This is a genomic window from Pandoraea sp. XJJ-1 (genome assembly GCF_026802345.1).
In the GTDB taxonomy this organism is placed as follows: Bacteria; Pseudomonadota; Gammaproteobacteria; order Burkholderiales; family Burkholderiaceae; genus Pandoraea; species Pandoraea cepalis.
The window spans coordinates 1979779-2003021 of record NZ_CP113827.1 but is presented as its reverse complement, the minus strand read 5'-3'; the positions used below and the strand labels follow the sequence as shown (position 1 = coordinate 2003021).

Genomic DNA, 23243 nt, shown 5'->3' with positions numbered 1-23243 from the left:
GAGGAATGAACAACGGGCGCCTCTGTGCGCCCGTTGTTTATCGTGATACAGGATGCACACCATCATTCATCTTCGTCACAGCCGTTCGGTCGCCAAACATATTGGCTCGTTCCCTTATCGAGACAGTGAGCCGCCTGGAAGCGAATGATGCATCCGTTTTCATACGTTCGCACGCATGCACCTTCGACGCATCGCGTCTGCATGCGAACCACCTGCCCGGTAGGAATCCGGCAGGGTGCGGGCGACACTGACGCCGCCTGTGGTGTCGGCAAACGCCTCCCCGGGCGCTGACCGCTATCGAACCAAACCTGTGCGCTATCGAGCGAACATTGCCCTGCGCGCTGACACACGGCGAAGGCGTCCTGAACGGCAGACGTCTGCGTGTCACCCAGCGCAATGCCGATCTCTCCATTGACTGCACGCACGACCGCCCAGTAAGCCGGCCCATTACCGGACATCAACACGTCGCATCGCCCGCCCCGGCGACCGGAAGCCAGTTGGGCTCGGCAACGATCCAGCGCGGCGACCTTGGCCTTTGCCATCGACGTCTGGTCGGTCACCGACACATACCGAATCCCGCTCGCGGTCCGCACCCCGGCCACCGCCGACGCCGCGACACTCGGCGTGCTGGCGATCGCCAGCACGCTCGCGAGGCCTACTGTGCAAATCAAGGGATAGGAACGCCACCACTGATTCATGACGTGACCGCCGCCGCGCGATTTCCAAAAGTTGAGATTCATACGGCATCAGATCACATCGCCCAAACCGACGAAGCCTCAAGCAGAAGGGAAATCAGTCGCCATATGGCATCGCCGTAAGCCCGTTCGATCGCCCCGCGATCAAGTGACATCGCACCAACGACGCACGCTCAAAACAAAACAGGCGGCGCATCTCACGATGTCACCGCCTGCTTTGTCGGGGCTCCCCCCTTGCCGAACGCCGCCTAGCGGCATGTTCAGCCATCCCGTCGTCGCTCAGGTGCCGCGCTTGATCCACGCCGACAAATTGTGCGGACGCAGCGTGTCGTACTCTTCGAACGGCTGGTGAATCCACGGATTCGTCGGCAGGAAATCGACCGCGTAATCGGGCGCCACTTTCGAACACGCCTTGTGCCACAGCACCGCCGAGCGCACGTCTGTCACCTTTGGGAAACGCTCCTTGAGGTGCTTGCCAACGCGCTCGAGCGTCACGCCCGAATCGACCAGGTCGTCGACCAGCAGCACGCGACCTTCCAGCTCGCCGCGCGTGATGGTGATGAAGTGAGCGATGTCGAGGTCACCGCGAACGGTCCCTTCGGCTTCACGATAGGAACTGGTCGCCAGAATCGCGAGCGGCACGTCGTAGATGCGCGCGAGTTGATCGCCCACACGCAAGCCACCCCGGGCCAGGCACAGGATCTTGTCGAACTTCCAGTTCGATTCGTAGACCTTGAGCGCAAGTCGCTCGATGAGCCGATGATACTCGTCCCACGAGACCCAAAGGTTCTTGTCGTCGTTTTGGGGTAGATTCATGGTGTGCTGTGCCAACGCTACGGTGCTTCAGTGCTTGAACGGGTGACGCAACAAGATGGTTTCGTCACGATCCGGGCCGGTCGACACCATGTCGATCGGAATACCGCTCACCTCTTCAATGCGCTTCAGATAGTTCTGCGCCTGAGCCGGCAATTGGTCCCATGCCGTCACGCCCACCGTGCTCTGCGACCAGCCGGGGAAGTCTTCGTACACCGGCTCGCATCGCGCCACATCCACCGCACCACGGGGCAGGATGTCGACCGTCTTGTCGCCAATCTTGTAGCCGACACACAGACGCACCGTGTCGAGACCGTCGAGCACGTCGAGCTTGGTCATGCACAGGCCGGTCACGCCGTTGATCTGAATCGAGCGCTTGAGTGCTGCGGCATCCATCCAGCCGGTACGGCGCGGGCGGCCCGTCACCGAACCGAATTCCTTGCCGACCGTGGCCAGTTGCAGGCCGATCGCTTCCTGACGGGCGGGGTTGTCCGCATCGTACAGTTCGCTCGGGAACGGCCCCGCACCCACGCGAGTGCAATAGGCCTTGGTGATGCCCAGCACGTAATGGAGTTGTTGCGGACCGACGCCCGCGCCAGCCGAAGCGGCACCCGCGACGCAATTGCTGCTGGTCACAAACGGATACGTACCGTGATCGATGTCGAGCAACGTGCCCTGGGCGCCTTCGAACAACAGGTTCTGGCCTTCTCGGTTGGCCGCGTAGAGCATCTGCGACACGTCGGCGATCATCGGCTGCAGACGCGCAGCGTAGCTCAGCATCGTATCCAGCGTTTCCTGGAAGTCGACGGCCTTCGCGCCCAAATACTGTGTCAGGACGAAGTTGTGATAATCGAGGGTTTCACGCAGACGCTCGGCGAAAGTCTCCGGATCGAAGAGATCCTGCACGCGCAGCGCACGGCGGCCGACCTTGTCTTCGTAAGCCGGGCCGATGCCGCGACCGGTCGTACCGATCTTGCCGGCGCCGCGACGGGCTTCACGCGCCTGATCGATGGCGACGTGATACGGCAGAATCAGCGTACAGGCTTCGGAAATGCGCAAACGACCGCACACATTCAGGCCCGCGCTTTCCAACTCCTCGATTTCCTTGAACAGCGCTTCCGGCGAGAGCACCACGCCGTTGCCGATGTAGCAGGTGACGTCCTTGTGCATGATGCCCGAGGGAATCAGGCGCAGAATTGTCTTCTTGCCACCAATGATGAGCGTATGTCCGGCATTGTGGCCACCTTGAAAACGCACCACGCCTTGCGCGTGATCGGTCAGCCAGTCGACGACCTTACCCTTACCTTCGTCGCCCCATTGAGTTCCGATAACGACGACGTTGCGCCCCTGATTCAAAGCATTGCCGGACATAACAATAGTTGGTTTGGTTAAAAACGTATTCTACCCGTGTTGGCGTAGGCTAGTGCCGCTTTTTTCAGCGACGTTCACCGGGGTGTCACAACCCATTGGCCCGCTTTTTCGACAAGGACGCGGTCGCCCGTGAACTCCTCGAAATCCTGATCGTGGCCCGGCAGCATGCGAATAACGACTTCACCCGCGTTGCGCAGGCTGTCGATCTTCGCGCGCAGCCCCGGCACATCGTCAGCCGGCGCCAAAATCGCGTTACTCCGCGCTTCGACCGGGGAAATCGCAGCCAACTCACGCAAATCCAGCGAAAAGCCCGTTGCCGGACGGTCTCGACCAAACGCCTGGCCCACCTTGTCGTAACGGCCGCCGCGCGCAATCGCATTGGGGATGCCGTCGACATAGGCCGCGAACATCACGCCGCTGTGGTACTGATAGCCACGCAGATCGGCCAGGTCGATCGACAATACGGCCGGCCCGTCCTTGCTTTGCGCCGCCGCCAGATAGGCCAGATCGTCGAGTGCCGCCCTCACGCCGGGCAGGTCCGGCAACGCCTTGCGGGCACGAGCGAGCGTCTCGGCCGGTTCGCCATACAGCGTGGTCAGCGCCAGCAAGGCATCGCGCAGGCTCGCCGGAAGATCGCGGGTCAACGCCTCGAGCTGCGGCACGTCCTTCGTGGCCAATGCCCCGAACAACTCGCTCTCGACGGCCTCAGCGGCCGGCACGCCCTCGATGAGCGCTTCGAGCACACCGGCGTGGCACAAATCGATGCGGATCTGCTTCAGACCGGCAAGCTGGAGACAGTAAAGCAGCAGTTCCTGGATCTCGAGATCGGCTTCGAGCCCGCTGTGCCCAAAGATCTCGGCACCGATCTGGAATGGCTCGCGCGTCGCCAGCAGATTACGCGGACGCGTAAATAGCACGCTTCCGGCATAGCACAGCCGCGTCACGCCCTTCCGATTGAGCAAATGAGCGTCGATACGGGCAATCTGCGGGGTAATGTCCGCACGCAGGCCCATGGTGCGCCCGGAAAGCTGATCGACGAGCTTGAACGTGCGCAGATCGAGGTCATGGCCGGTGCCGGTCAGCAGCGACTCGACGTACTCGAGCATCGGCGGCATCACGAGTTCGTAGCCGTAGGTACGGAAACGGTCCAGCATCAGCCGGCGCAGATCTTCAATCTTGCGCGCCTCGGAAGGCAGCACGTCGGCGATATTTTCGGGGAGTAGCCAGTTCGGCATGGGTATTTCGGTATTCAGGCGGCGCGAGAAAGCGCCTTTTAGTGGTCGGCCAGCAGCATCAGAATCAGCCCCAGCGAGACGGCGGCCAAACCGAAAAAGCGAATCTGGCCGGACGGCATTTCCGTTATTTTACGAAAACTTTGCCGCCACCGGTCTGGTGCGACAAACGGAAACATTCCCTCGACAATCAGCATGAGGGCCAAAGCGAGAAGAATCGTGCTGGTGCTCACAGGGGACTCGGCCAAAATGCCACCGCCCGCGATTGACGCGGGCGGTGGCAGCTACTCGGATGTCAAGGACGCTATTTTCGCGCTTTTCCGGCCGGCGCGCCAGCCGCACCGCCGGAACCACGCATGAATCGGAAGAAATCGCTGTTCGGATCGGCAATGATCACGTCGCGCTTGTCACGGAAGGTCGCCTTGTACGCTTCGAGGCTCTGATAGAACTGAGCGAACTGCGGATCGCGACCGAACGCCTGCGCGTAGATACCGGCAGCCGTCGCATCGCCCTCCCCCTTGACCTGCTGCGCCTTGGCATAGGCCTCCGCCACGACCACGTCGCGCTGGCGGTCGGCATCGGCGCGAATCTGCTCGGCCTCGGCCGCGCCGGTCGAACGCAATTCGTTCGCCACGCGCTTGCGCTCCGCCGCCATCCGGCTATAGACCGAATCGCTGATACCCGCGGCCAGATCGACCCGGCGCATCCGCACATCGACAATTTCGATGCCGACTTGCGCAGCGTCCTCGCCGACCTTCTGCTTCACCCACTGCATGACCTGATCGCGCTGCGACGACACGACCTCGGTCACGGTGCGCTTGGTGAACGCTTCCTGCAACGCCGAGCGAATCTGCTGCGTCAGACGATCCTGCGCGAGGCGGCTATCTCCCTTGAAGCTGACATAGAACTTGCGCGGATCGACAATACGCCACTTCACGTACGAGTCGACGATCAGGTTCTTCTTCTCGGCCGTGATGAAGCGTTCCGGCTCGGGATTGTCGATGGTCATGATGCGCTTGTCCAGATACAACACGGTCTGGAGCGGCGGCGGCAATTTGAATTTCAGGCCGGGCTGACTATAGACGTCCTTGATCTCGCCCAGCGAGAACACCACGGCATAACGGCGCTGATCCACCACGAACATGGTCGAGGCAAGCACGATCAACAAAACGATCAGCGCGACAATAACGGTTCCAATACGGTTCATGCGCTTATCCCCTTAGCGTGAATCGCGTTCGCGGTTGCGCAGTGCCGCGCGCGATCGATCATGGTCAACATCGCTGCCGTCATCGGCGGCGGGCGCACCCGCGGCCTTCCCCGTGCTGGCGCCCGAGGCCGGTGCCGGGGCCGACGCGTCGCTACGCGAACGCTCCATGATCTTGTCCAGCGGCAGATACAACAAACTATTGTTCTTCGAATCCACCATGATCTTCGTGGTGCGCGAGTAGATCTGCTCCATCGTGTCGAGATACATCCGCTCGCGAATGACGCCCGGCGCCTTCGCATACGCTTCCTGCACCGACTTGAAGCGATCGGCATCGCCCTGTGCCTGCGACACTACGCGCGCCTTGTACCCGGCCGCCTCTTCCGTCAGACGCGACGCCGTGCCCTTGGCGCGCGGAATCACGTCATTAGCGTAGGCCTGCGCCTCATTCTTGGCACGCTCCAGATCCTGGCCCGCCTTCACCGCATCGTCGAACGCAGCCTGCACCTGTTCAGGCGGCTGCACGCTTTGCATCGTCACGCTCGTGACCAGGATGCCGGTCTTGTAACCGTCGAGAATGCGTTGAATCGAGGTGACGAGTTCATTGGCGATTTCTTCGCGGCCAGCGTAGAGCACGAAATCCATGTTGCTCTTGCCGACAATCTCGCGCACGGCCGTTTGCGCGGCCAGATTCACCGACGATTCGGCATCCACGTTATTGAACAGGAACTCGGTGGCGTCCTTGATGCGGTACTGCACGGCAAAGCGCACGTCGATGATGTTCTCATCGCCGGTGAGCATCGACGAGTCCTTCAGATCGGTGTCGCGAATGGTGTTCGAGCGGCCGATTTCGACCGAACGGATCTGCGACATGTTGACGATCTCGACCGCCTGGAACGGATACGGCAGGCGCCATTGGATACCCGACGTCGTGGTGTACTTGTACTTGCCGAATTGGGTGACGACGCCGACCTGCCCTTCCTGGACGATGAAGACGCCCGTTGCCAGCCAGATCAGGAATGCCAGCGCGACGACCACGCCGACGCCGATACCCGAGCCACGCGAGCCCCCGGCGCCGCTACTCGAGCCACCGTTACCGCTCCCGCCGCCCTTGCGGCCGAAGATACGGTTAAGACGCCGATTGAAATCGCGCCAAAGTTCGTCGAGATCGGGCGGGCCGTCCTGCTGCGGACCTTGCGGTCCGCGCTGCGGCTCCTTCTGATCCTGCGAATTCGGATTGTTCGAACGATCGGGGCGGTTCGGTTCCTGATTACCGGACGGCGTATCGCCGCCGCCGTCCCGCCCCCAGCGCGGGTCGTTCAGGGAGAAGATCAAGCCAACTCGTCGCATCAAAGCTTTTGGAAGCATAGGTAGAAGCGTGGTGACTGAAGCGGTCTTGGCGTTGCGACCGGCGCGCCCACTTCGGAGTGCGCATGCTGCCGGTTCGCGCGTGGTTCCCGAATCTGGTATGCCGATCGACGGCCTTGACCGGCCTCCGTCTGGTCTCTTGCCAGGTCGTCGCCCTCGTTGGGCCGTGCTGCCGGAAATCCCCGTGGCAAGCTCCGCCCTACATGGTGCGACGTCTCGTGTTATCTGTCTTCTGCGCGCGGCGCATCGGTCCAACGGTCGATAAGCCGGACATCGGGCGCTTCTTGCAGCGATTGTAACCCACCCGTGCCGGCCACAACCGCCTCGCTGATGGCCTCGCGCAGCAGGTCGAGCCCTTCGCCGGTGCGCGCGCTCAAAAAGACTCGCGTGATGCGCCCGGCTTCATCCCGTTCGATTCTCGGGCCTTGCGCGGCCAGTTCCGGCACCGCATCGATCTTGTTCCAGACGAGAATCTGCGGGATCTCCGCCGCATCGATCTCCGCCAAAACGGCGTTGACCTCGGCCATCTGCTCCTGACGCACCTGACTTGAGGCGTCCACCACATGCAACAGCATGTTGGCGTGCACCGTTTCCTCAAGCGTCGCCCGGAATGCCGCCACCAACTGGTGCGGCAGCTCGCGGATGAATCCGACAGTGTCAGACAGCACGATGTTCCCGACTTCGCCAAGATAAACGCGACGCGACGTCGTATCGAGCGTGGCAAACAGCTGATCTGCGGCGTAGGCGTTGGCTTTCGTCATCGCGTTGAAAAGCGTGGATTTGCCTGCGTTCGTGTAGCCCACGAGCGAAATCGACATGGTGCCGCTGCGCTGACGCGCACGTCGCTGGGTGTCGTGCTGGCGCTGAAGCCGTTCGAGACGCGCAGAAAGCGACTTCACGCGCTCGCCGAGCAGGCGACGATCGGTTTCCAACTGCGTTTCACCCGGCCCGCGCAGACCGATACCGCCCTTCTGACGTTCCAGGTGAGTCCAGGCGCGCACGAGGCGCGTGGACAAATACTGCAACTGTGCGAGTTCGACCTGCAGCTTGCCCTCATGACTCTTGGCGCGTTGGGCAAAGATATCGAGGATCAGGCTGGTACGATCGACCACACGGCACTGCAGCAGGTGTTCGAGGTTACGCTGCTGACCGGGGGTCAGGGCGTGATTGAAAATCACCAGTTCGACATCGTACTCGTGGATCGCGGCACGCAGTTCTTCGGCTTTGCCACTGCCGATGAACAGCTTCGCGTCCGGGCTACGGCGACGGCCGGTAACGGTCACGACAGGCGTGGCGCCTGCGGATTGCGTCAGAAGGTCGAGTTCTTGGAGACTGGCTTCGAAATCGAGTTTGCCGAAATCGATGCCGACGAGCGCGGCGTTGATGGTCAAGCTACGCGGGGAGTGGGTATTGGGGCTGTTGGACAAGAGCGGGCGATGGGGAAGAGAAATTCGCCCGGCCGGAGTGACTCCCGGTCGGGCGAGCCTGAATCAGGACTGCTCGGCTTCCGGATGGAAATTCACCGGACGCGCAGGCACGACCGTCGAAATGGCGTGCTTATAAACCATTTGGGTGACCGTGTTGCGCAGCAGGACGACATACTGGTCAAACGACTCGATGTTTCCCTGCAGCTTGATACCGTTGACCAGATAGATCGAGACGGGAACATGCTCCTTACGCAAGGCGTTCAGAAACGGGTCTTGTAGAAGTTGCCCTTTGTTGCTCATATATAACTCCGTTGTATTTTTAGCAAATGACCGTAAGTCAAGGCGTGTGCGCGCTTCCCGCCTTGACTTCCACACTATAGCTGATTTTGCTAGCGTCGCCAGCAAAACCCCGCCCGGGTTTGGCTTTCATTCGCCCTTGGCGTAAGGGTTCGCGCTGTTGCGAAACTCTATGCGTAATGGAGTGCCCTTCAACTTAAAAGTTTCCCGGAAACGATTCTCCAGATAGCGGCGATAGCTGTCGGTCACGCCATCGAGACTATTCCCGTGGATGACGATGATCGGCGGATTCGAGCCCCCTTGGTGCGCGTAGCGCAACTTCGGACGCGAGAACCCGGAACGCCGGGGCTGCTGGTGCTCCACCGCCTCGTTGAGGGCGCGCGTGAGCTTCGGCGTCGGCAACTTGGTCATGGCCGCCGCGTACGCATCGTCCACCGAGCGCATCAGCGGGCCAATGCCCGTGGACTTCGTCGCCGAGATAAAGTGAAAATTCGCAAAGCCAAGGAATTTGAGTTTTCGCTCAAGCTCCTGCTTGATCTGGTCGCGCGAATACTCGTCCAGCCCGTCCCACTTGTTCACGCCGACGACCACCGCACGTCCCGACTCGACGATGAAGCCGGCAATGTGCGCATCCTGATCGGAGATGTCCTGACGGGCATCGAGCATGAGGATCACCACGTTCGCATCGGCAATCGATTGCAGTGTTTTCACGACCGAAAACTTTTCAACCGCTTCGAACACCTTGCCACGACGACGCAGCCCGGCCGTATCGATCAACGTGTAGTTTCGCCCCTGACGCTCGAATTCGATGTGGATCGAATCGCGCGTGGTCCCCGGCATGTCGAACGCGATCACGCGCTCTTCGCCGAGCAGCGTGTTGACCAGTGTCGACTTGCCAACGTTAGGACGCCCGACGATCGCGATCTTCACTCGCCCGTCGTCGCGCGTGCTGTCCTCGTTCTCGTCCTGATTGGCATAGAACGGCGCGATGGCTTCGTCGATGACTTCCTTGACGCCGTCGCCGTGTGCCGCCGAGATCGCCAGCGGATCGCCCAGGCCGAGTTCGTAGAAGTCATTCGCGACCGCACTGTACTTCATGCCCTCGGCCTTGTTGACCACGAGCATGATCTTGCGTCCCGTCTTGCGCAGATAGTCCGCGATGATCTGGTCTTGTGGCGTCAGGCCCTGACGCCCGTCCACGATATAGATCACCACGTCGGCCTCGACCACGGCCTGGCGCGTCTGCTTGGCCATTTCGTGGAAAATGCCGTCCTTGGCCACGGGTTCGAAGCCACCGGTGTCGATCACCAGGTACGGATGCTCGCCAACGCGCCCCTCGCCATAGTGACGGTCGCGCGTGAGCCCGGGCATGTCGGCGACGAGCGCGTCGCGCGAGCGGGTCAAACGGTTGAATAGCGTCGATTTGCCGACGTTGGGGCGCCCTACGAGCGCGATCACGGGTTTCATGAATAAGCCTAAAAACGAAGACGGCCGGCGCGCTGCCGGCCGTTCCCGGAAAATGCCCGGGTGCTGCCGGTCACCGGTTAATCCGGACGGAAGCCGTAAATGTTGCCGTCGCGCGTTTGCACGACCAGCGTCTGGCCGGCGAGAATCGGCTGTGCGCTGATCGCACCACTGAGCTTGACGCGGGCGAGCAGTTCGCCGTTCTCACGCGACAGGAAATGCAAATAGCCCTGCTTGTCGCCCACCACCACGACACGGCCGAGCGCCAACGGCGCCGACAAGTCGCGGTACTTGAGCTTGTCGTTCTGCCACAGTGTACTGCCATCGGCAGCGTTGAAAGCGTAGACGGCGCCGTCGGTGTTGACCGCCGCCACGACACGCTCGTCCTGCGTCACACCATTCGGCGACGAAAAATCACGCGCCCACAGGCCATTGCCGGTCTGCACATCGGCGCATCCCACCCGGCCCTGGAACGTGGCGCCGCACACCTGGCGGCCGAAGACGACCGGCGTGCCCGTAACGTCGTTCACACGCTCCACCTCGGTCACGCCCTTCGGGTACGACAGCGGCGTGACCCAAAGCGGGTTGCCGGTGTTGGCATCGAGCGCCACCAGCTTGCCCCCCGGGAAGCCCGTCACGACCGCACGATCGCCCAAAAACGTCATGCCAGTCCCGGTGCGCAGTGTGAGCGTCGACGTCGGCTGCGAGTACGACCAGCGCACCGAACCGGTGGCGGCGTCAAACGCCGTCACCCGGTTGTTGATCGCGCGCACGACGACCAGACCCCGACCGACCAGCGGCGCCGTGAGCACTTCGCTACCGGCGTTCGCCTTCCAGGACGACTTGCCGTCGTGATCGAACGCGATCACGTCGCCCTTGTGCGTGGCGACGACCGTCGTCTCGCCATCGCTGCCCGGACCGGCGGTGATGTTCGTATCCGCCTTGGCCGACCAAGTCGACGCACCCGTGTCGGCATCCACGCGCACGATGCTGCCGTTGGCGCCCGCCGCGAACACGGCGTTGCCCACGGCGACCGGTGCGAAGCTATAGGCGCCGGACTTACCGACGCTCGCCGTCCATATCTGCTTGACGTTCAGCGCCTGCTTGATCTCCGTGAGCGGCGTCGGCTCGTGCGCCGGCTTGCTGCCAAAGAGTCCACACCCTCCCAGCGTACCCAGCACGGCCAGCATCGTCACGGCGCTGCCCGCGCGCTTGAAAATGCCACGGCGCGTCGAGACGGACTGTGACGTGGCCATCGTTTGCGGCATCGATCGACGGAAGTCGTTAAAGATCATCATGTACCCGATTTTGCGTTATGGGAGGGTAATACTTGCCAACGGAATGCCGACGCGCGTCAGGCCCCCAGCGCGTCGAGCTTGAACTGAACGAACTGGCGCATGCCCGAGTCCTGCTTATCGAGCTTGTCGAGTGCCAGCTTGTATGCGGCCCGCGCGTCGGCCATCTTGCTCTGTGCGACGAGCACGTCGCCACGGCGATCGGCAAACAGCCCGGCATACGGTGCCGGCGGATTGTCGAGCAGCTTGAGCGCCTCGTCGTACGCCTTCTCGTCGAGCAGCACGCCGGCCAGACGCAGCTTGGCGAGTTGCTTGTACTCGTCGTCTTTCGCGTTCGACACAGCCCATTGCAGTTGCGCTTTCGCGAGCGCCACGTCGCCCGCGTCCGCCTGCGACTTGGCCGCCAGTAGCGCCGTCATCTGGGCGTAAGGCGTGCCGCTGAACTTGCTTTCCATGTCCGACGCGATACGCGCCACCTTCGCCTTGTCCTTGGCGTCGATCGCGGTTTCCAGCTCGCCGTAAAGCACACCGGCCTCGACAGTCTGCTTGCGGTCGTAATAACGCCACAGGTTCCAGCCACCATAGGCCAGCATGATGACGACCAGCATCCAGACAACGTAATTGCCGTACTGCTTCCACCAGGCCTTTACGTTCTCGATCTGTTCCTGTTCCTCGTGATAGCTGCTCATTCGCCGGGGTTCTCCGTGTCTGGCGTCTTGGGTTAGTGAAGCGTCGTGTTCGCCGTGCCGTCATCGGCCAGGCTTTCGTTCACGCTTTCGTCGGCACTGGCGACGATGGCGTCGATCAGGTGTTCCGCGAGGGCCTCGAACGCCACGCTCGTCTGGTTGTTCGCCGGATCGGCGGCACGCAGATGCTTGACGACGACGGTACCCGACGCTACTTCGTTTTCACCGACGATGATGGCGAAGTTCGCGCCGCTCGCATCCGCTCGCTTCATTTGCGACTTGAAGCTGCTGCCCTTGCCGTCCGGGCTGCAATGGAACACGACGTTCAACCCGGCGTCGCGCATGCGTTCGGCCGCGATCAAGGCCGGCGCAACCGCCGCCTCACCCTGGTGCACGACGTAGACGTCGGCCCCTTCGGCCTGCGGCACGAGGTCGTCTTCGCGCAACAATTCGAGAATGCGCTCAACGCCCATCGCCCAGCCGCACGCCGGCGTGGCGTCGCCACCCAGTTGCTCGACCAGCGGATCGTAGCGGCCGCCACCGGCGACCGTACCCTGCGCGCCGAGCTTGTCGGTCACCCATTCGAACACGGTCAGGTTGTAGTAATCCAGACCGCGCACCAGACGCGGATTGATCGTGAACGGAATGTTGTTCGCCTTGAGCAGCGACTGCACGCCTTCGAAGTGCTTGATCGAGTCCTCGCCGAGATAATCGATGAGTTTCGGCGCCCCTTCGACCATCGCCTGCATCGCCGGGTTCTTCGTATCGAGCACGCGCAACGGATTCGTGTAGAGACGGCGCTTGCCGTCTTCGTCGAGCAGGTCGACGTGCTTCTCGAGATAGGCAATCAGATCGGCGCGATGACGCGCACGCTCTTCGCCCTGGCCCAGCGAGTTCAGTTGCAACTGGATGCCGGTCAGGCCGAGATCGTCCCACAGGCGCTGGCACATCAGGATGATTTCGACGTCCGCATCCGGGCCGGCAAGCCCCAGTGCTTCAACCCCCACCTGGTGGAACTGGCGATAGCGGCCGCGCTGCGGCTTCTCGTGGCGGAACATTGGACCGAAGTACCACAGGCGCTTCGGGCCGCTGTACAGCAAATTGTGTTCGAGCGTTGCCCGAACCGCCGCAGCCGTTCCCTCAGGGCGCATCGTGAGCTGCTCGCCGTTGAGCGAATCGGTGAAGCTGTACATCTCCTTCTCGACGATATCGGTCACTTCGCCAATACCGCGCGTGAACAACGACGTATGCTCGAGGATCGGCGTGCGGATCTGCTGATAGCCATACGCGCGCAGCATGGCGCGCACCGATTCCTCGAAAAACTCCCATAAGGCCTCATCCTGCGGGAGGATGTCATTCATGCCTTTGACCCCGGCCAGTTTGGCGGGGCGCTTCTTCTTTGCGTCAGTCATATTTTCTTGTGTCCTGCCTGCTTAGGCGGTGACCGCCCCTTCGGTCTGAGCGTAGCGGGTCTTCACGTACTCGTCGACGATCTGCTGGAACTCTTCGGCGATACGATCGCCGCGCAGCGTGCGGACCTTTTCGCCATCGACAAAGACCGGCGCGGCCGGCGATTCGCCCGACCCCGGCAAGCTGATGCCGATGTTCGCGTGCTTCGATTCCCCCGGACCATTCACGATGCAGCCCATCACCGCCACGTTCATGGTCTCGACGCCAGGATATTGAGCCTTCCATACCGGCATTTGTTCACGCAGATATGTCTGAATACTGGAAGCGAGCTCCTGGAACACCGTGCTCGTCGTGCGGCCGCAACCCGGGCAGGCGATGACCATCGGCGCGAACGCACGCAGGCCCATCGTCTGCAGAATTTCCTGCGCCACGACAACTTCCGCGGTACGCGCACCGCCCGGCTCGGGCGTAAGCGAGATGCGGATCGTATCGCCGATCCCTTCCTGCAGCAGCACCGACAGCGCCGCCGTCGACGCCACGATACCCTTCGAGCCCATGCCGGCTTCGGTCAATCCCAAATGCAGCGCGTAGTCGCACCGCTTGGCCAGTTCGCGATACACGGCGATCAGGTCCTGCACGGCGCTCACCTTACACGACAGCAAGATCTTGTCGGCCGACAGACCCACGCGCTGCGCCAACGCCGCCGACTCGAGCGCCGACGTGATGAGCGCTTCGTACATCACGCTTTGCGCGTCCCAGGGCTGGGCACGAGCAGCGTTCTCGTCCATGATGCGCGCGAGCAACGCCTGGTCCAGGCTGCCCCAATTCACGCCGATTCGCACCGGCTTGTCGTACTTGATCGCCATTTCGATCATTTGCGAGAACTGCGTATCTCGCTTGGCGCCCTGCCCGACGTTCCCCGGATTGATGCGGTACTTCGACAACGCCTCGGCGCATGCCGGGTAGTCGGCGAGCAGCTTATGGCCGTTGTAGTGGAAGTCGCCCACGAGCGGCACGGCTACGCCCATGCGATCGAGTTGATCGCGAATCGCCGGCACCGCGGCGGCCGCTTCGGGGGTGTTCACCGTGATGCGCACCAGTTCCGAGCCCGCCTGCGCGAGTTCCTTGACCTGAATGGCCGTACCGATCGCGTCTGCGGTATCGGTGTTGGTCATCGATTGCACGCGAATCGGCGAGTCGCCACCGACCGTCACGAGCTGGCCGCCCCAGCGAATGGCGACCTTACGCGACTGACGACGAGGTGCCGGACCGCCGATGATCGGCATGCATTCTACAGAAGCCATGATTACCCTCTTTCGGTCTCACTGCAGCGTCAGACGCGCCACGTTACCCGCATTGCGGGACTTGATCTCGACCGGTTGACCGTTGAATTCCAGCGATTCGACGCCCGCCACGTTGCCCACAACGATCTTGAGCGGCGCATCGCCCGTAATTTCCTGTGCGGTACCCGCGCGCATCAGCTGGGAGAACAGCACCTTGCCGCCCTTCGAACGCACTTCGACCCAGCTATCGGATTTCAGCCGCAACGAAATCTTGCCGGTCCCGGGCGCGACCGCGCTGACCGCAGATGCCGGCGCGGGCGCTGCCGCCAAAGGCGAACTCGCCCCGGCGAGCCCGGCAACCACATGCGTCGGGTCGGCCGCGGCGATCAGGCCCGGGCCCGCCGCCGTCGTGGCCGAAGCGCTGTCGACCGTGCTTTCCGTATTTCCGATGTTCGCGCTTTCCGCGCCCGGCGGCGTGCCATTGGCGTCGGTCACCACGGGCTGGCTGGCGGGCTCCGCCCCCTGCGCCGACACAGCGCTGGCCAGCTCGGCTGGCTCGACCGACCCACGGCCCGCCTTGTGGGCGTTGCCGAAGTACCACGCGGCGCCCGCGATCACGACCAGAGCCACCAATGCCCAAGGCCATTTGGCCTGCGACGCGGCGACCGGCGAGCGGAAACGCACCGGGCTCTTCGGGATGCTGGGCTGGCCCACCGGCGCCTGCGGAACGTCGACGGCAGCGGCGCGGCCGAAACTGCGCAGCGGCTCGACCATCGGCTCCGGGTCGGCCCCGAGCATACGTGCATAACTGCGCACGACCCCCAGAATGAACGGGATTTCCGGCAGCGCTTCCCACTCGCCGGTTTCCAGGCGCTTGAGCTTTTGCACCGAGATTTTCAGGCGCGCCGACACGTCTTCGATCGACATGCCGCGCTTCTCGCGCAATGCGGCCAGTTGCGCTCCCACCTGCGCTCCCAGCTCAGCCCATCCGGCGGCCGCGCCCTGTGACGCGCCCGGGCCCTGAGCCTCGGCTTGCCCGCCGGCTTGCGCCTGATTCTGGTTATCCATCGATACGCCCCCGTTCGTAAGCAGCCGCCCGCAGCGGCTGAGGATATGCTGACCACAATTCCCCACCATCACCTGCCGTGCGCGCGGCGTAAGAATCTGCTCGGCGCATCAGAAGTTTCTGCAAGGAACTGAAGGAATCGCGCAGGACACAAAACGCGCCCTGCGCAAGGAATGCTGTCGTGCGAGACAGATCCGACGAGCGACATGGCACGCGCGGGGCCGACGGCCCTCGCCACGGTCCGCGCTCGCCCATGCGCAACGTCATACGGTACGCACCTCGACCGCGATTTTCCCGAATTTGCCGCGTTGTGCAAGTCGCGTGCGATCCTGCACCTCGCCGGCGAGTTGACCGCAAGCGGCGTCGATGTCGTCGCCACGCGTCTTGCGCACGGTCGTCACGAGGCCTGCGTCGAGCAGAACTTGCGCAAAGCGCTTGATCTGCGGATCCTTCGAGCGCAACAGCCCGGACTCGGGAAACGGATTGAACGGGATCAGATTGAATTTGCACGGCACGTCGCGCGTCAGCGCAACCAGCTCGCGCGCATGCGCCTCGGTGTCGTTCACACCGTCGAGCATGCAGTACTCGAACGTGATGAAATCGCGTGGCGCCACTTCCAGGTAACGCTCGCACGCGCCCATCAGCTCGCGTAACGGATATTTCTTGTTGAGCGGCACGAGGACATCGCGCAGCGCGTCGTTCGGCGCATGCAGCGACACCGCCAACGCCACGGGCAACTCCTGGCCCAGCCGATCCATCATCGGCACGACACCCGAGGTCGACAGCGTGACACGGCGACGTGACAACCCATAGGCGTTGTCATCGAGCATCAGGCGCATCGCCCCCACAACATTCTCGAAGTTGAGCAGCGGCTCGCCCATGCCCATCATCACCACGTTGGTGATAACGCGCTCGTTCTTGCCCTCGCGTCCGAGGTCGCGGCGCAATGCGAATTCGGCCATCCACAACTGACCAATGATCTCGCCGAGCGACAGATTGCGAGAGAAACCCTGCTTGCCGGTCGAACAAAACCGGCAATTGACGGCGCAGCCCGCCTGCGAAGAGACGCAAAGCGTGCCGCGCGTTTCCTCGGGGATGTAGACCGTTTCGACGGCATCGCCGTTGCCCACGTCCAGCAGCCATTTGCGCGTGCCGTCAGCCGACAGGTGGTCGGTGATGACATCGGGCGACGCGATCGTTGCGCGTGTGCGCAACTTCTCGCGCAGCGACTTGGCCAGATCGGTCATGCCGTCGAAATCGGCGGCGCCCATCTGGTGGATCCAACGCTGGAGCTGGCGGGCACGGAACGGCTTCTCGCCGAGCGAGCCGCAATAGGCGGCCAGACCGTCCGGATCGTAATCAAGCAGATTCGTGAGGTTGGTCATGACCTGGGTCCTTCAACATCCCTTCGGTAACTTCCTGCCATGGAGCGGCTAAACGCGGCTTAGCGCGCGTAGACGTTCATGCCCGGGAAGAAGAACGACACTTCCACGGCAGCCGTTTCAGCGGCGTCCGAGCCGTGCACGGCGTTGGCGTCGATGCTATCGGCGAAGTCGGCGCGGATCGTGCCCTTCTCAGCCTTCTTCGGGTCGGTGGCACCCATCAGATCGCGATGCTTCGCCACGGCGTTCTCGCCTTCCAGAACCTGGATCATCACCGGGCCCGAGACCATGAAATCGACCAGATCCTTGAAGAACGGACGTTCCTTGTGCACGGCGTAGAATTGCTCGGCTTCGGCGCGCGACAGATGCACCAGCTTGGCAGCAGCGATCTTCAGGCCCGCGTTCTCGAAGCGGCTATAGATCTGGCCGATCACGTTCTTGGCAACGGCATCGGGCTTGATAATCGACAAAGTGCGTTCGACTGCCATGAAAAACTCCAAAAAATTAAGCAGTTATACAACCAACATGAACCCGTGATTGTAGCACGAAGGCTGTTATGATGGGGATGGAACCTACAGTGCGCATACCGCTCAAACGCAGGACGGCCGGGACGATCCGGCTTGTCGTGAAGTCAGGATCATCGCGGGATTCCGACACCTTCCCTACATAGGAGGGTTGGACAACGACGCGGCGGATTGAAATTCAGGCATTCGCCCTGACATTTTGAGAAGCGTCCGAGCGCTTTCCCCGCCATCTTTCGGTATCCTGTGGCTTCGACGACGAGCCAGACGAATGGCTGCGGGGGATCGACCGGCGACTAAAGCCGGTTGTCGTAAGCGTCAAGAGGCGCTTGCCGGCCCCGCCGGCGGGCACAATGACCACGGAGAACACAAGATATGAACCAGGATTTCCAACGTTTCGGCTACGGCGGGATGCGCGACGTCACGACCGTACAGATGCGCAACAAGGTGCTGCGCAATACGTACTGGCTGCTCGCGTTGTCGATGCTGCCGACGATTGCGGGGGCCTGGCTGGGCGTGAACTATGGCTTCGCGCTGTTCGCGGGCAGCCCGATGGTCAGCATGATCGCGTTCCTCGCGATCGCATTCGGCTTCATGTTCGCCATTGAGCGCTTCAAGAACAGCGGCGTGGGGGTGGCGTTGCTGCTGGGCTTTACGTTCTTCATGGGGTTGATGCTCACACGGTTGCTGAGCTTCGTGCTGGGATTCTCGAACGGCGCATCGCTCATCATGATGGCGTTCGGTGGCACCGCCGTGATTTTCGGCGTCATGGCAACGGTCGCCACGGTCAGCAAACGTGACTTCAGCGGGCTGGGCAAGTGGCTGTTCATGGGCGTGCTCGTGATCCTGCTGGCCTCGGTCGCCAATATCTGGCTGCAACTGCCGGCGCTGATGCTGACGGTGTCGGTGATCGCCATCGCCATCTTCTCCGCGTACATCCTGTTCGATGTGCAGCGTGTCGTGAATGGCGGCGAGACGAACTACGTCACCGCGACGCTGGCCATTTACCTTGACCTGTACAACATTTTCACCAATCTGCTGGCCATTCTCGGCGTGCTCGGCGGCAATCGCAACTGACGCGACCGACAGGTGGTGCGGCGGGCAACTCCGCACCACGCCGCGGATGCGAAAAAGCCAGTCCTTCGGGACTGGCTTTTTCTTTGCGTGACGGGATTTTGCGATGTGCGGCCCACCCGATGCGCTAGTGGGCCGGGTCGCTCAGGCCTGCACTCCGCCCGCCCGGATCCATTGGCCGCTGCAGCGCCGCGGCCGCCGCAACGGATGGCCAGCCGCCGCCATCACGCACGATCAGGCCTCGTCGTGAATCACGCCGTCGCCACCGGTAGCACCGGCAATCGCCTCAACGCCCTCAATGCCCTGATCGGCCTGATCGGCGGAAGCATCCGACGCCGACACCCGCACCGTCGGCACCCACGGCTGCCCGATGCTCTCATGCTCGAACACGGCCATCGACTCGACGTGCGACGTGTGTGGGAACATGTTCACCACCCCGGCCAGCGTCAGGCGATAGCCCGCTTCATGCACGAGCACGCCCGCGTCACGCGCCAGCGTTGCCGGACTGCAGGAAACGTAGACGATGCGCTTGGGCAGGCCGTCGTAGCCCTGCTGCGCCAATTCTGCGAGCGCCTTCGATACCGCCAGCGCCCCTTCGCGCGGCGGATCGATCAGGTAGCGGTCAAACGCACCCAATGCGCGAATATCCTCCGGCGTGATGTCGAACAGGTTCCGGCACGCGAATTCGGTCCGTTCGGCCACGCCATTACGTTGCGCATTCGCGAGCGCGCGCTCCGTGAGCGCGGTGCTGCCCTCGATCCCCATGACGGTGCCGGCGCGACGGGCCAGTGGCAGCGTGAAGTTCCCCAGGCCGCAGAACAGATCGAGCACACGCTCATGCGACGCCGGCGCCAGCAAGCGCAACGCGCGATGCACGAGCACACGGTTGATCTGATGGTTGACCTGCGTGAAGTCCGTCGGCTTGAACGGCATCCGGATCTGATATTCCGGCAGGGTGTAATGCAATTCCGGGTCCAGCGGGTAGAACGGCACCGCGGTGTCCGGCCCCTTCGGTTGAACCCAGAACTGGACGTGATTTGCCTCAGCGAAGGCGCGCAGAATGTCTTCGTCCGCAGGCGTGAGGGGCTCGAGAATACGCAGCACGAGCGCCGTCACCTCGGCGCCGATCGCCAGTTCGATCTGCGGCAGACGTTCCCGAATGGACAGCGACTCGACCAGGCGCCGCAACGGCACGAGCATGTCAGAAACGTGGCGGGGCAGCACTTCGCACGAGTCCATGTCGGCCACGTAGCTGCTCCTGCGCTCATGGAATCCGATGAGCACGCCCCCCTTTTTCGGGACGTATCGCACCGTCAGACGTGCACGGAAGCGATAGCCCCAGTCTGGCCCCTGAATGGGCCGAAGGATGGCTTCGGCCTTCACCTTGCCCAGACGCGCCAGATTGTCCTCGAGCACACGCTGCTTGATTGCGATTTGTGCACGCGGCTCGAGATGCTGCATCGAGCACCCACCGCACTTGCCGAAGTGCGGACACTGTGGCTTGGCGCGCATCGGGCTGGCGCGCAGCACATCAATGGCTTCGGCCTGCTCGAATTTGGGTTTGCGACGATAGCTGAGATAGGTGACGCGTTCGCCCGGCAGCGCGCCTTCGACAAAGATCACCTTGCCGGGCTTGTAGTCCGGTGCACCCGGCTCGCCCTCGGGCGCGGTGCGGCCGACGCCGCGCGCTTCCATGTCGAGCGATTCGATATCGATAATGCCGGGCTCGGCAGCCGGCCGGCCGCGTGAGGAATTTCGGGAGGAGCGGGTCACGTCGTTGTTCTCATGTGCGACAGCAAACCGAACATTTTAATCGATTCGCTCGCCACTGACGTACGCTCGTTCGCGCAGCGCCGACATCCCCCGGCCCCAAACTCAGGCGATCACGCCCAGGCGGCGAGATATTCCTTCCAGTGCGGCGCCGCTTCCTCTTCGAGCGAGCGTCTCACGAATTCGATCTCCTGCGCGTACTCCGCCTGACGCAAACCGCCCCGCATCAACTGAAAGCGGCAATAGACCAGATACGTGTTCACCACGTCCGTCTCGCAGTAATTGCGAATCTCCTCAAGCTTGCCCGCGCGGAACGCTTCCCAGACCTTGCTGCCGTCCATGCCGAGCTTGCCTGGAAACCCGCACAGCTTGGCCAGGTCGTCGAGCGGCGCGTTTGCACGGCCCTGATACATCGCCAGAAGATCCATCAAATCCAGATGACGTTGGTGATATCGGCTGATGTAGTTGTTCCACTTGAACTCGCGATCGTCCTCACCCATGTCCCAATAGCGCGGCGCGGCAATGCCGTGAATCATCGCGCGGTAATGCAACACGGGCAGGTCGAAGCCGCCGCCATTCCACGACACGAGTTGCGGCGCGTACTTCTCGATCGTGCGGTAGAAGCCAGAGACGAGTGCCGCCTCGCCATCATCGAGCGTACCGAGGGATTTCACACGAAAGCCGTCGCGATCGCGAAACACGCACGAGATTGCCGCAACGCGCTGCAAGTGCAACGGCAGGAAGTCGTGCCCCACCTTTTCACGGCGGGCGGCAAAGGCGGCGTCGGCCACGGCATCGTCGGACAGCCCGGCGTACGCCGGCTCGAGCTTGCGCAGGCCGTCAACGTCGGGGATCGTTTCAATATCGAAGACGAGGACAGGTGATGACATGGTCAGAATGTGAAGTGAAATTCAGTGCGCGCCGCCGCATCACGGCGACGTCATGGCATGCCGCCCCCGACGACGCGGGCGGCGGATGGCGGCGGTCGTCGAGGTCGACACCAATCAGAGCACGGCGTCCTTGCGCACCCCATTGGATGCGAAATAGCGCTTGAGCTTGACGAGCGCCTCTTGCTGGATCTGACGCACGCGCTCGCGCGTCAGTCCCATTTCGTCGGCCAGTTCTTCCAGCGTGGCGGGTTCCACGCGGTTAAGTCCGAACCGTCGCTCGATGACGTAGCGATGCTTGGTGGACAGGCGCGAGAGCCAAAGGCGCATGAGGTCTTCCAGCTCGCGATGCTGCACCTCCTGCTCCGGGGCCGCACTGTGATCGTCCGAGAGCAAATCGAGCAAGCTACTGCCCGGATCGATTTCCAGCGGCGCGTCGAGCGACGCCACGTGCTCGTTGAGCGCGAGGATGTCGATCACCTCTTCGGGCGTTTTGCCGGTCAAATCGGCGATGTCTTCGATACTTGCGTCGCGCTGCTCGCCACCATCGACATACGCCGCACTCTTTTCAAGATGACGCTTCGCGCGCAGCACCTGATTGAGTTCGCGAATCACATGCACCGGCAAGCGTACGGTGCGCGCCTGATTCATGATGGCGCGCTCGATGCTCTGGCGAATCCACCACGTGGCATAGGTTGAAAAACGGAACCCGCGACCCGGGTCGAACTTTTCAATCGCATGCATCAAGCCGAGATTACCCTCCTCGATCAGATCGAGCAGCGGCACACCGCGATTGAGATAGCCCTTGGCAATGCTCACGACGAGGCGCAGATTGCGCTCGATCATGACCTGACGGGCCGCAAACTCGCCAGCCTGGGCACGCGTGGAGTAATCGAATTCTTCCGCGGGCGTGAGCAGCGGTTTGACGCTGATACGGTTGAGATAGTGCTGGACGGTATCCGCCGTAAGTTCGGCCTGCAGCACCGTGCCGAAGTCCTCGGCCTCGGGCTTGCGCTTGCGGCCGGCGGCACCGGCTTCGGCCGCGTCGGACGACGACGCGTCGTCGCCCTCCTCCGCCTCGCGCTCGTCGAAAGCGTCGTCCACGTCCTCGTCCTGCCGGGATTGCCGATCGTCGATTTCCTGATCGGGCTCCGGGGCAGCGAGGTCTTCCTCTTGCGAAGTGCGACGCTTTCTCTTGAGCATTCGACCCTGCCTAGTTTATTGAGGCGGCAAATACTTCATCGGATCTACAGGCTTGCCGTCGCGACGTACCTCGAAATGCAGCATGACACGATCCGCATCCGAGTTGCCCATTTCGGCAATTTTCTGACCCCGCGTGACGGAGTCGCCTTCCTTGACCAACAGTGTGCGGTTGTGCGCATACGCCGTCAAGAAGGTAGCGTCATGTTTGATGATGACGAGGTTGCCATAGCCGCGCAGGCCAGCCCCCGAATACACGACCTTGCCCGCTCCCGCCGCATAGACAGGCTCGCCTACGGTCCCGCCAATGTTCAGGCCCTTGTTCTTCGAATCGTCGAAGCGGCCAACGACATTGCCCTTGGCTGGCCACGACAATTGCAACTCGCCACTCGACACGGCGGACGGTGCAGACGGTGCGGCCGTCGCCGACGCGCTGGCCGGCGGCGTCACGACCGCCGGCGGCACCGAGGCCACATTGTTGCTGGCGAGCGGCGCCGGCAACGGCGTGCCGGCATCCCCGGCGGGTGGCTTCACACGCAAGACCTGGCCAACCTCGATCTGATCCGCATTCTGGATATTGTTCCAGCGCGCGATATCGCGATAGTTCTGACCGTTCTCCAGCGCGATGCGATAGAGGCGATCGCCGGGCTTGACGCGGTAATACCCGGCCGGCACCGGCGTGTTGTCGATGACAGGCGCTGCGCCTGGCGCACTACCGTCGGTCGCCACACCGCCTACGGTACGGTCGACGACCGGCGCCCCGACTTGTCGCGATGCGCACGCTGCCAGCATGCTCAG

22 protein-coding genes are annotated in these 23243 nt (G+C 62.5%); 1 reads left to right on the top strand and 21 read right to left on the bottom strand.

Features of this window, described 5'->3' with window-relative positions; all coding sequences use genetic code 11:
• Positions 1–62 precede the first annotated feature (62 nt).
• The 17 genes from OYT13_RS09150 to ndk form a co-directional block, all read right to left on the bottom strand.
• Entirely contained in the window at positions 63–740 is a 678-nt protein-coding gene (locus OYT13_RS09150; RefSeq protein WP_017231572.1) for a DUF4189 domain-containing protein, read from the bottom strand.
• 234 nt (positions 741–974) lie between these two features.
• Positions 975–1511 (bottom strand): phosphoribosyltransferase, encoded by a 537-nt coding sequence (locus OYT13_RS09145; protein ID WP_017231571.1) that lies wholly within the window; start codon positions 1509–1511, stop codon positions 975–977.
• A 27-nt stretch (positions 1512–1538) separates the two neighbouring features.
• Complete coding sequence (locus OYT13_RS09140) at positions 1539–2879, bottom strand: adenylosuccinate synthase (protein WP_017231570.1); 1341 nt, start codon at positions 2877–2879, stop codon at positions 1539–1541.
• A 74-nt stretch (positions 2880–2953) separates the two neighbouring features.
• On the bottom strand, positions 2954–4114 hold the full coding sequence (locus OYT13_RS09135; protein ID WP_017231569.1) for an ATP phosphoribosyltransferase regulatory subunit: 1161 nt from the start codon (positions 4112–4114) through the stop codon (positions 2954–2956).
• 38 nt (positions 4115–4152) lie between these two features.
• A complete protein-coding gene (locus OYT13_RS09130; protein ID WP_150553354.1) occupies positions 4153–4308 on the bottom strand; it encodes a DUF2065 domain-containing protein in 156 nt (51 codons plus the stop codon).
• 107 nt (positions 4309–4415) lie between these two features.
• Positions 4416–5318, bottom strand: a complete 903-nt coding sequence (hflC, locus tag OYT13_RS09125; protein WP_017231567.1) for a protease modulator HflC — start codon at positions 5316–5318, stop codon at positions 4416–4418.
• A 12-nt stretch (positions 5319–5330) separates the two neighbouring features.
• Positions 5331–6683, bottom strand: a complete 1353-nt coding sequence (gene hflK / locus OYT13_RS09120; protein ID WP_026131523.1) for an FtsH protease activity modulator HflK — start codon at positions 6681–6683, stop codon at positions 5331–5333.
• A 221-nt stretch (positions 6684–6904) separates the two neighbouring features.
• The gene (gene hflX / locus OYT13_RS09115; protein ID WP_268567613.1) at positions 6905–8074 is read right to left on the bottom strand and encodes a GTPase HflX; all 1170 of its coding nucleotides are present in this window, start codon (positions 8072–8074) and stop codon (positions 6905–6907) included.
• Positions 8075–8173: 99 nt separating this feature from the next.
• Positions 8174–8410, bottom strand: coding sequence for an RNA chaperone Hfq (hfq, locus tag OYT13_RS09110; RefSeq protein ID WP_010807283.1), 237 nt, complete (start codon positions 8408–8410; stop codon positions 8174–8176).
• Positions 8411–8536: 126 nt separating this feature from the next.
• Positions 8537–9874 (bottom strand): ribosome biogenesis GTPase Der, encoded by a 1338-nt coding sequence (gene der, locus OYT13_RS09105; protein ID WP_017231564.1) that lies wholly within the window; start codon positions 9872–9874, stop codon positions 8537–8539.
• A 77-nt stretch (positions 9875–9951) separates the two neighbouring features.
• Positions 9952–11127: an outer membrane protein assembly factor BamB gene (gene bamB / locus OYT13_RS09100; protein ID WP_026131521.1), complete on the bottom strand. Its 1176-nt coding sequence runs from the start codon at positions 11125–11127 to the stop codon at positions 9952–9954.
• Between the two features lie 98 nt (positions 11128–11225).
• The gene (locus OYT13_RS09095) at positions 11226–11855 is read right to left on the bottom strand and encodes a tetratricopeptide repeat protein (RefSeq protein WP_268567612.1); all 630 of its coding nucleotides are present in this window, start codon (positions 11853–11855) and stop codon (positions 11226–11228) included.
• Positions 11856–11887: 32 nt separating this feature from the next.
• Positions 11888–13264 carry a histidine--tRNA ligase gene (gene hisS, locus OYT13_RS09090; protein WP_130025657.1) on the bottom strand — a complete coding sequence of 459 codons (1377 nt, stop codon included), beginning with the start codon at positions 13262–13264 and terminating at the stop codon, positions 11888–11890.
• A 21-nt stretch (positions 13265–13285) separates the two neighbouring features.
• Entirely contained in the window at positions 13286–14566 is a 1281-nt protein-coding gene (gene ispG, locus OYT13_RS09085; RefSeq protein WP_039829649.1) for a flavodoxin-dependent (E)-4-hydroxy-3-methylbut-2-enyl-diphosphate synthase, read from the bottom strand.
• A gap of 18 nt (positions 14567–14584) precedes the next feature.
• On the bottom strand, positions 14585–15613 hold the full coding sequence (locus OYT13_RS09080) for a RodZ domain-containing protein (RefSeq protein WP_261938741.1): 1029 nt from the start codon (positions 15611–15613) through the stop codon (positions 14585–14587).
• 261 nt (positions 15614–15874) lie between these two features.
• On the bottom strand, positions 15875–16996 hold the full coding sequence (gene rlmN / locus OYT13_RS09075) for a 23S rRNA (adenine(2503)-C(2))-methyltransferase RlmN (RefSeq protein ID WP_261938742.1): 1122 nt from the start codon (positions 16994–16996) through the stop codon (positions 15875–15877).
• 59 nt (positions 16997–17055) lie between these two features.
• The gene (gene ndk / locus OYT13_RS09070) at positions 17056–17481 is read right to left on the bottom strand and encodes a nucleoside-diphosphate kinase (RefSeq protein WP_017231638.1); all 426 of its coding nucleotides are present in this window, start codon (positions 17479–17481) and stop codon (positions 17056–17058) included.
• A gap of 444 nt (positions 17482–17925) precedes the next feature.
• Between ndk and OYT13_RS09065 the strand changes: the two genes are divergently transcribed.
• The gene (locus OYT13_RS09065) at positions 17926–18591 is read left to right on the top strand and encodes a Bax inhibitor-1/YccA family protein (RefSeq protein ID WP_369751541.1); all 666 of its coding nucleotides are present in this window, start codon (positions 17926–17928) and stop codon (positions 18589–18591) included.
• A gap of 231 nt (positions 18592–18822) precedes the next feature.
• Here OYT13_RS09065 and rlmD read toward each other — a convergent pair whose 3' ends face one another.
• The 4 genes from rlmD to OYT13_RS09045 form a co-directional block, all read right to left on the bottom strand.
• Positions 18823–20283, bottom strand: coding sequence for a 23S rRNA (uracil(1939)-C(5))-methyltransferase RlmD (gene rlmD / locus OYT13_RS09060; RefSeq protein WP_410007599.1), 1461 nt, complete (start codon positions 20281–20283; stop codon positions 18823–18825).
• A 188-nt stretch (positions 20284–20471) separates the two neighbouring features.
• The gene (locus OYT13_RS09055) at positions 20472–21248 is read right to left on the bottom strand and encodes a 3'-5' exonuclease (protein ID WP_017231641.1); all 777 of its coding nucleotides are present in this window, start codon (positions 21246–21248) and stop codon (positions 20472–20474) included.
• A 114-nt stretch (positions 21249–21362) separates the two neighbouring features.
• Positions 21363–22448, bottom strand: coding sequence for an RNA polymerase sigma factor RpoS (rpoS, locus tag OYT13_RS09050; RefSeq protein ID WP_017231642.1), 1086 nt, complete (start codon positions 22446–22448; stop codon positions 21363–21365).
• A 15-nt stretch (positions 22449–22463) separates the two neighbouring features.
• A complete protein-coding gene (locus OYT13_RS09045; protein WP_083902151.1) occupies positions 22464–23237 on the bottom strand; it encodes a peptidoglycan DD-metalloendopeptidase family protein in 774 nt (257 codons plus the stop codon).
• Positions 23238–23243 lie beyond the last annotated feature (6 nt).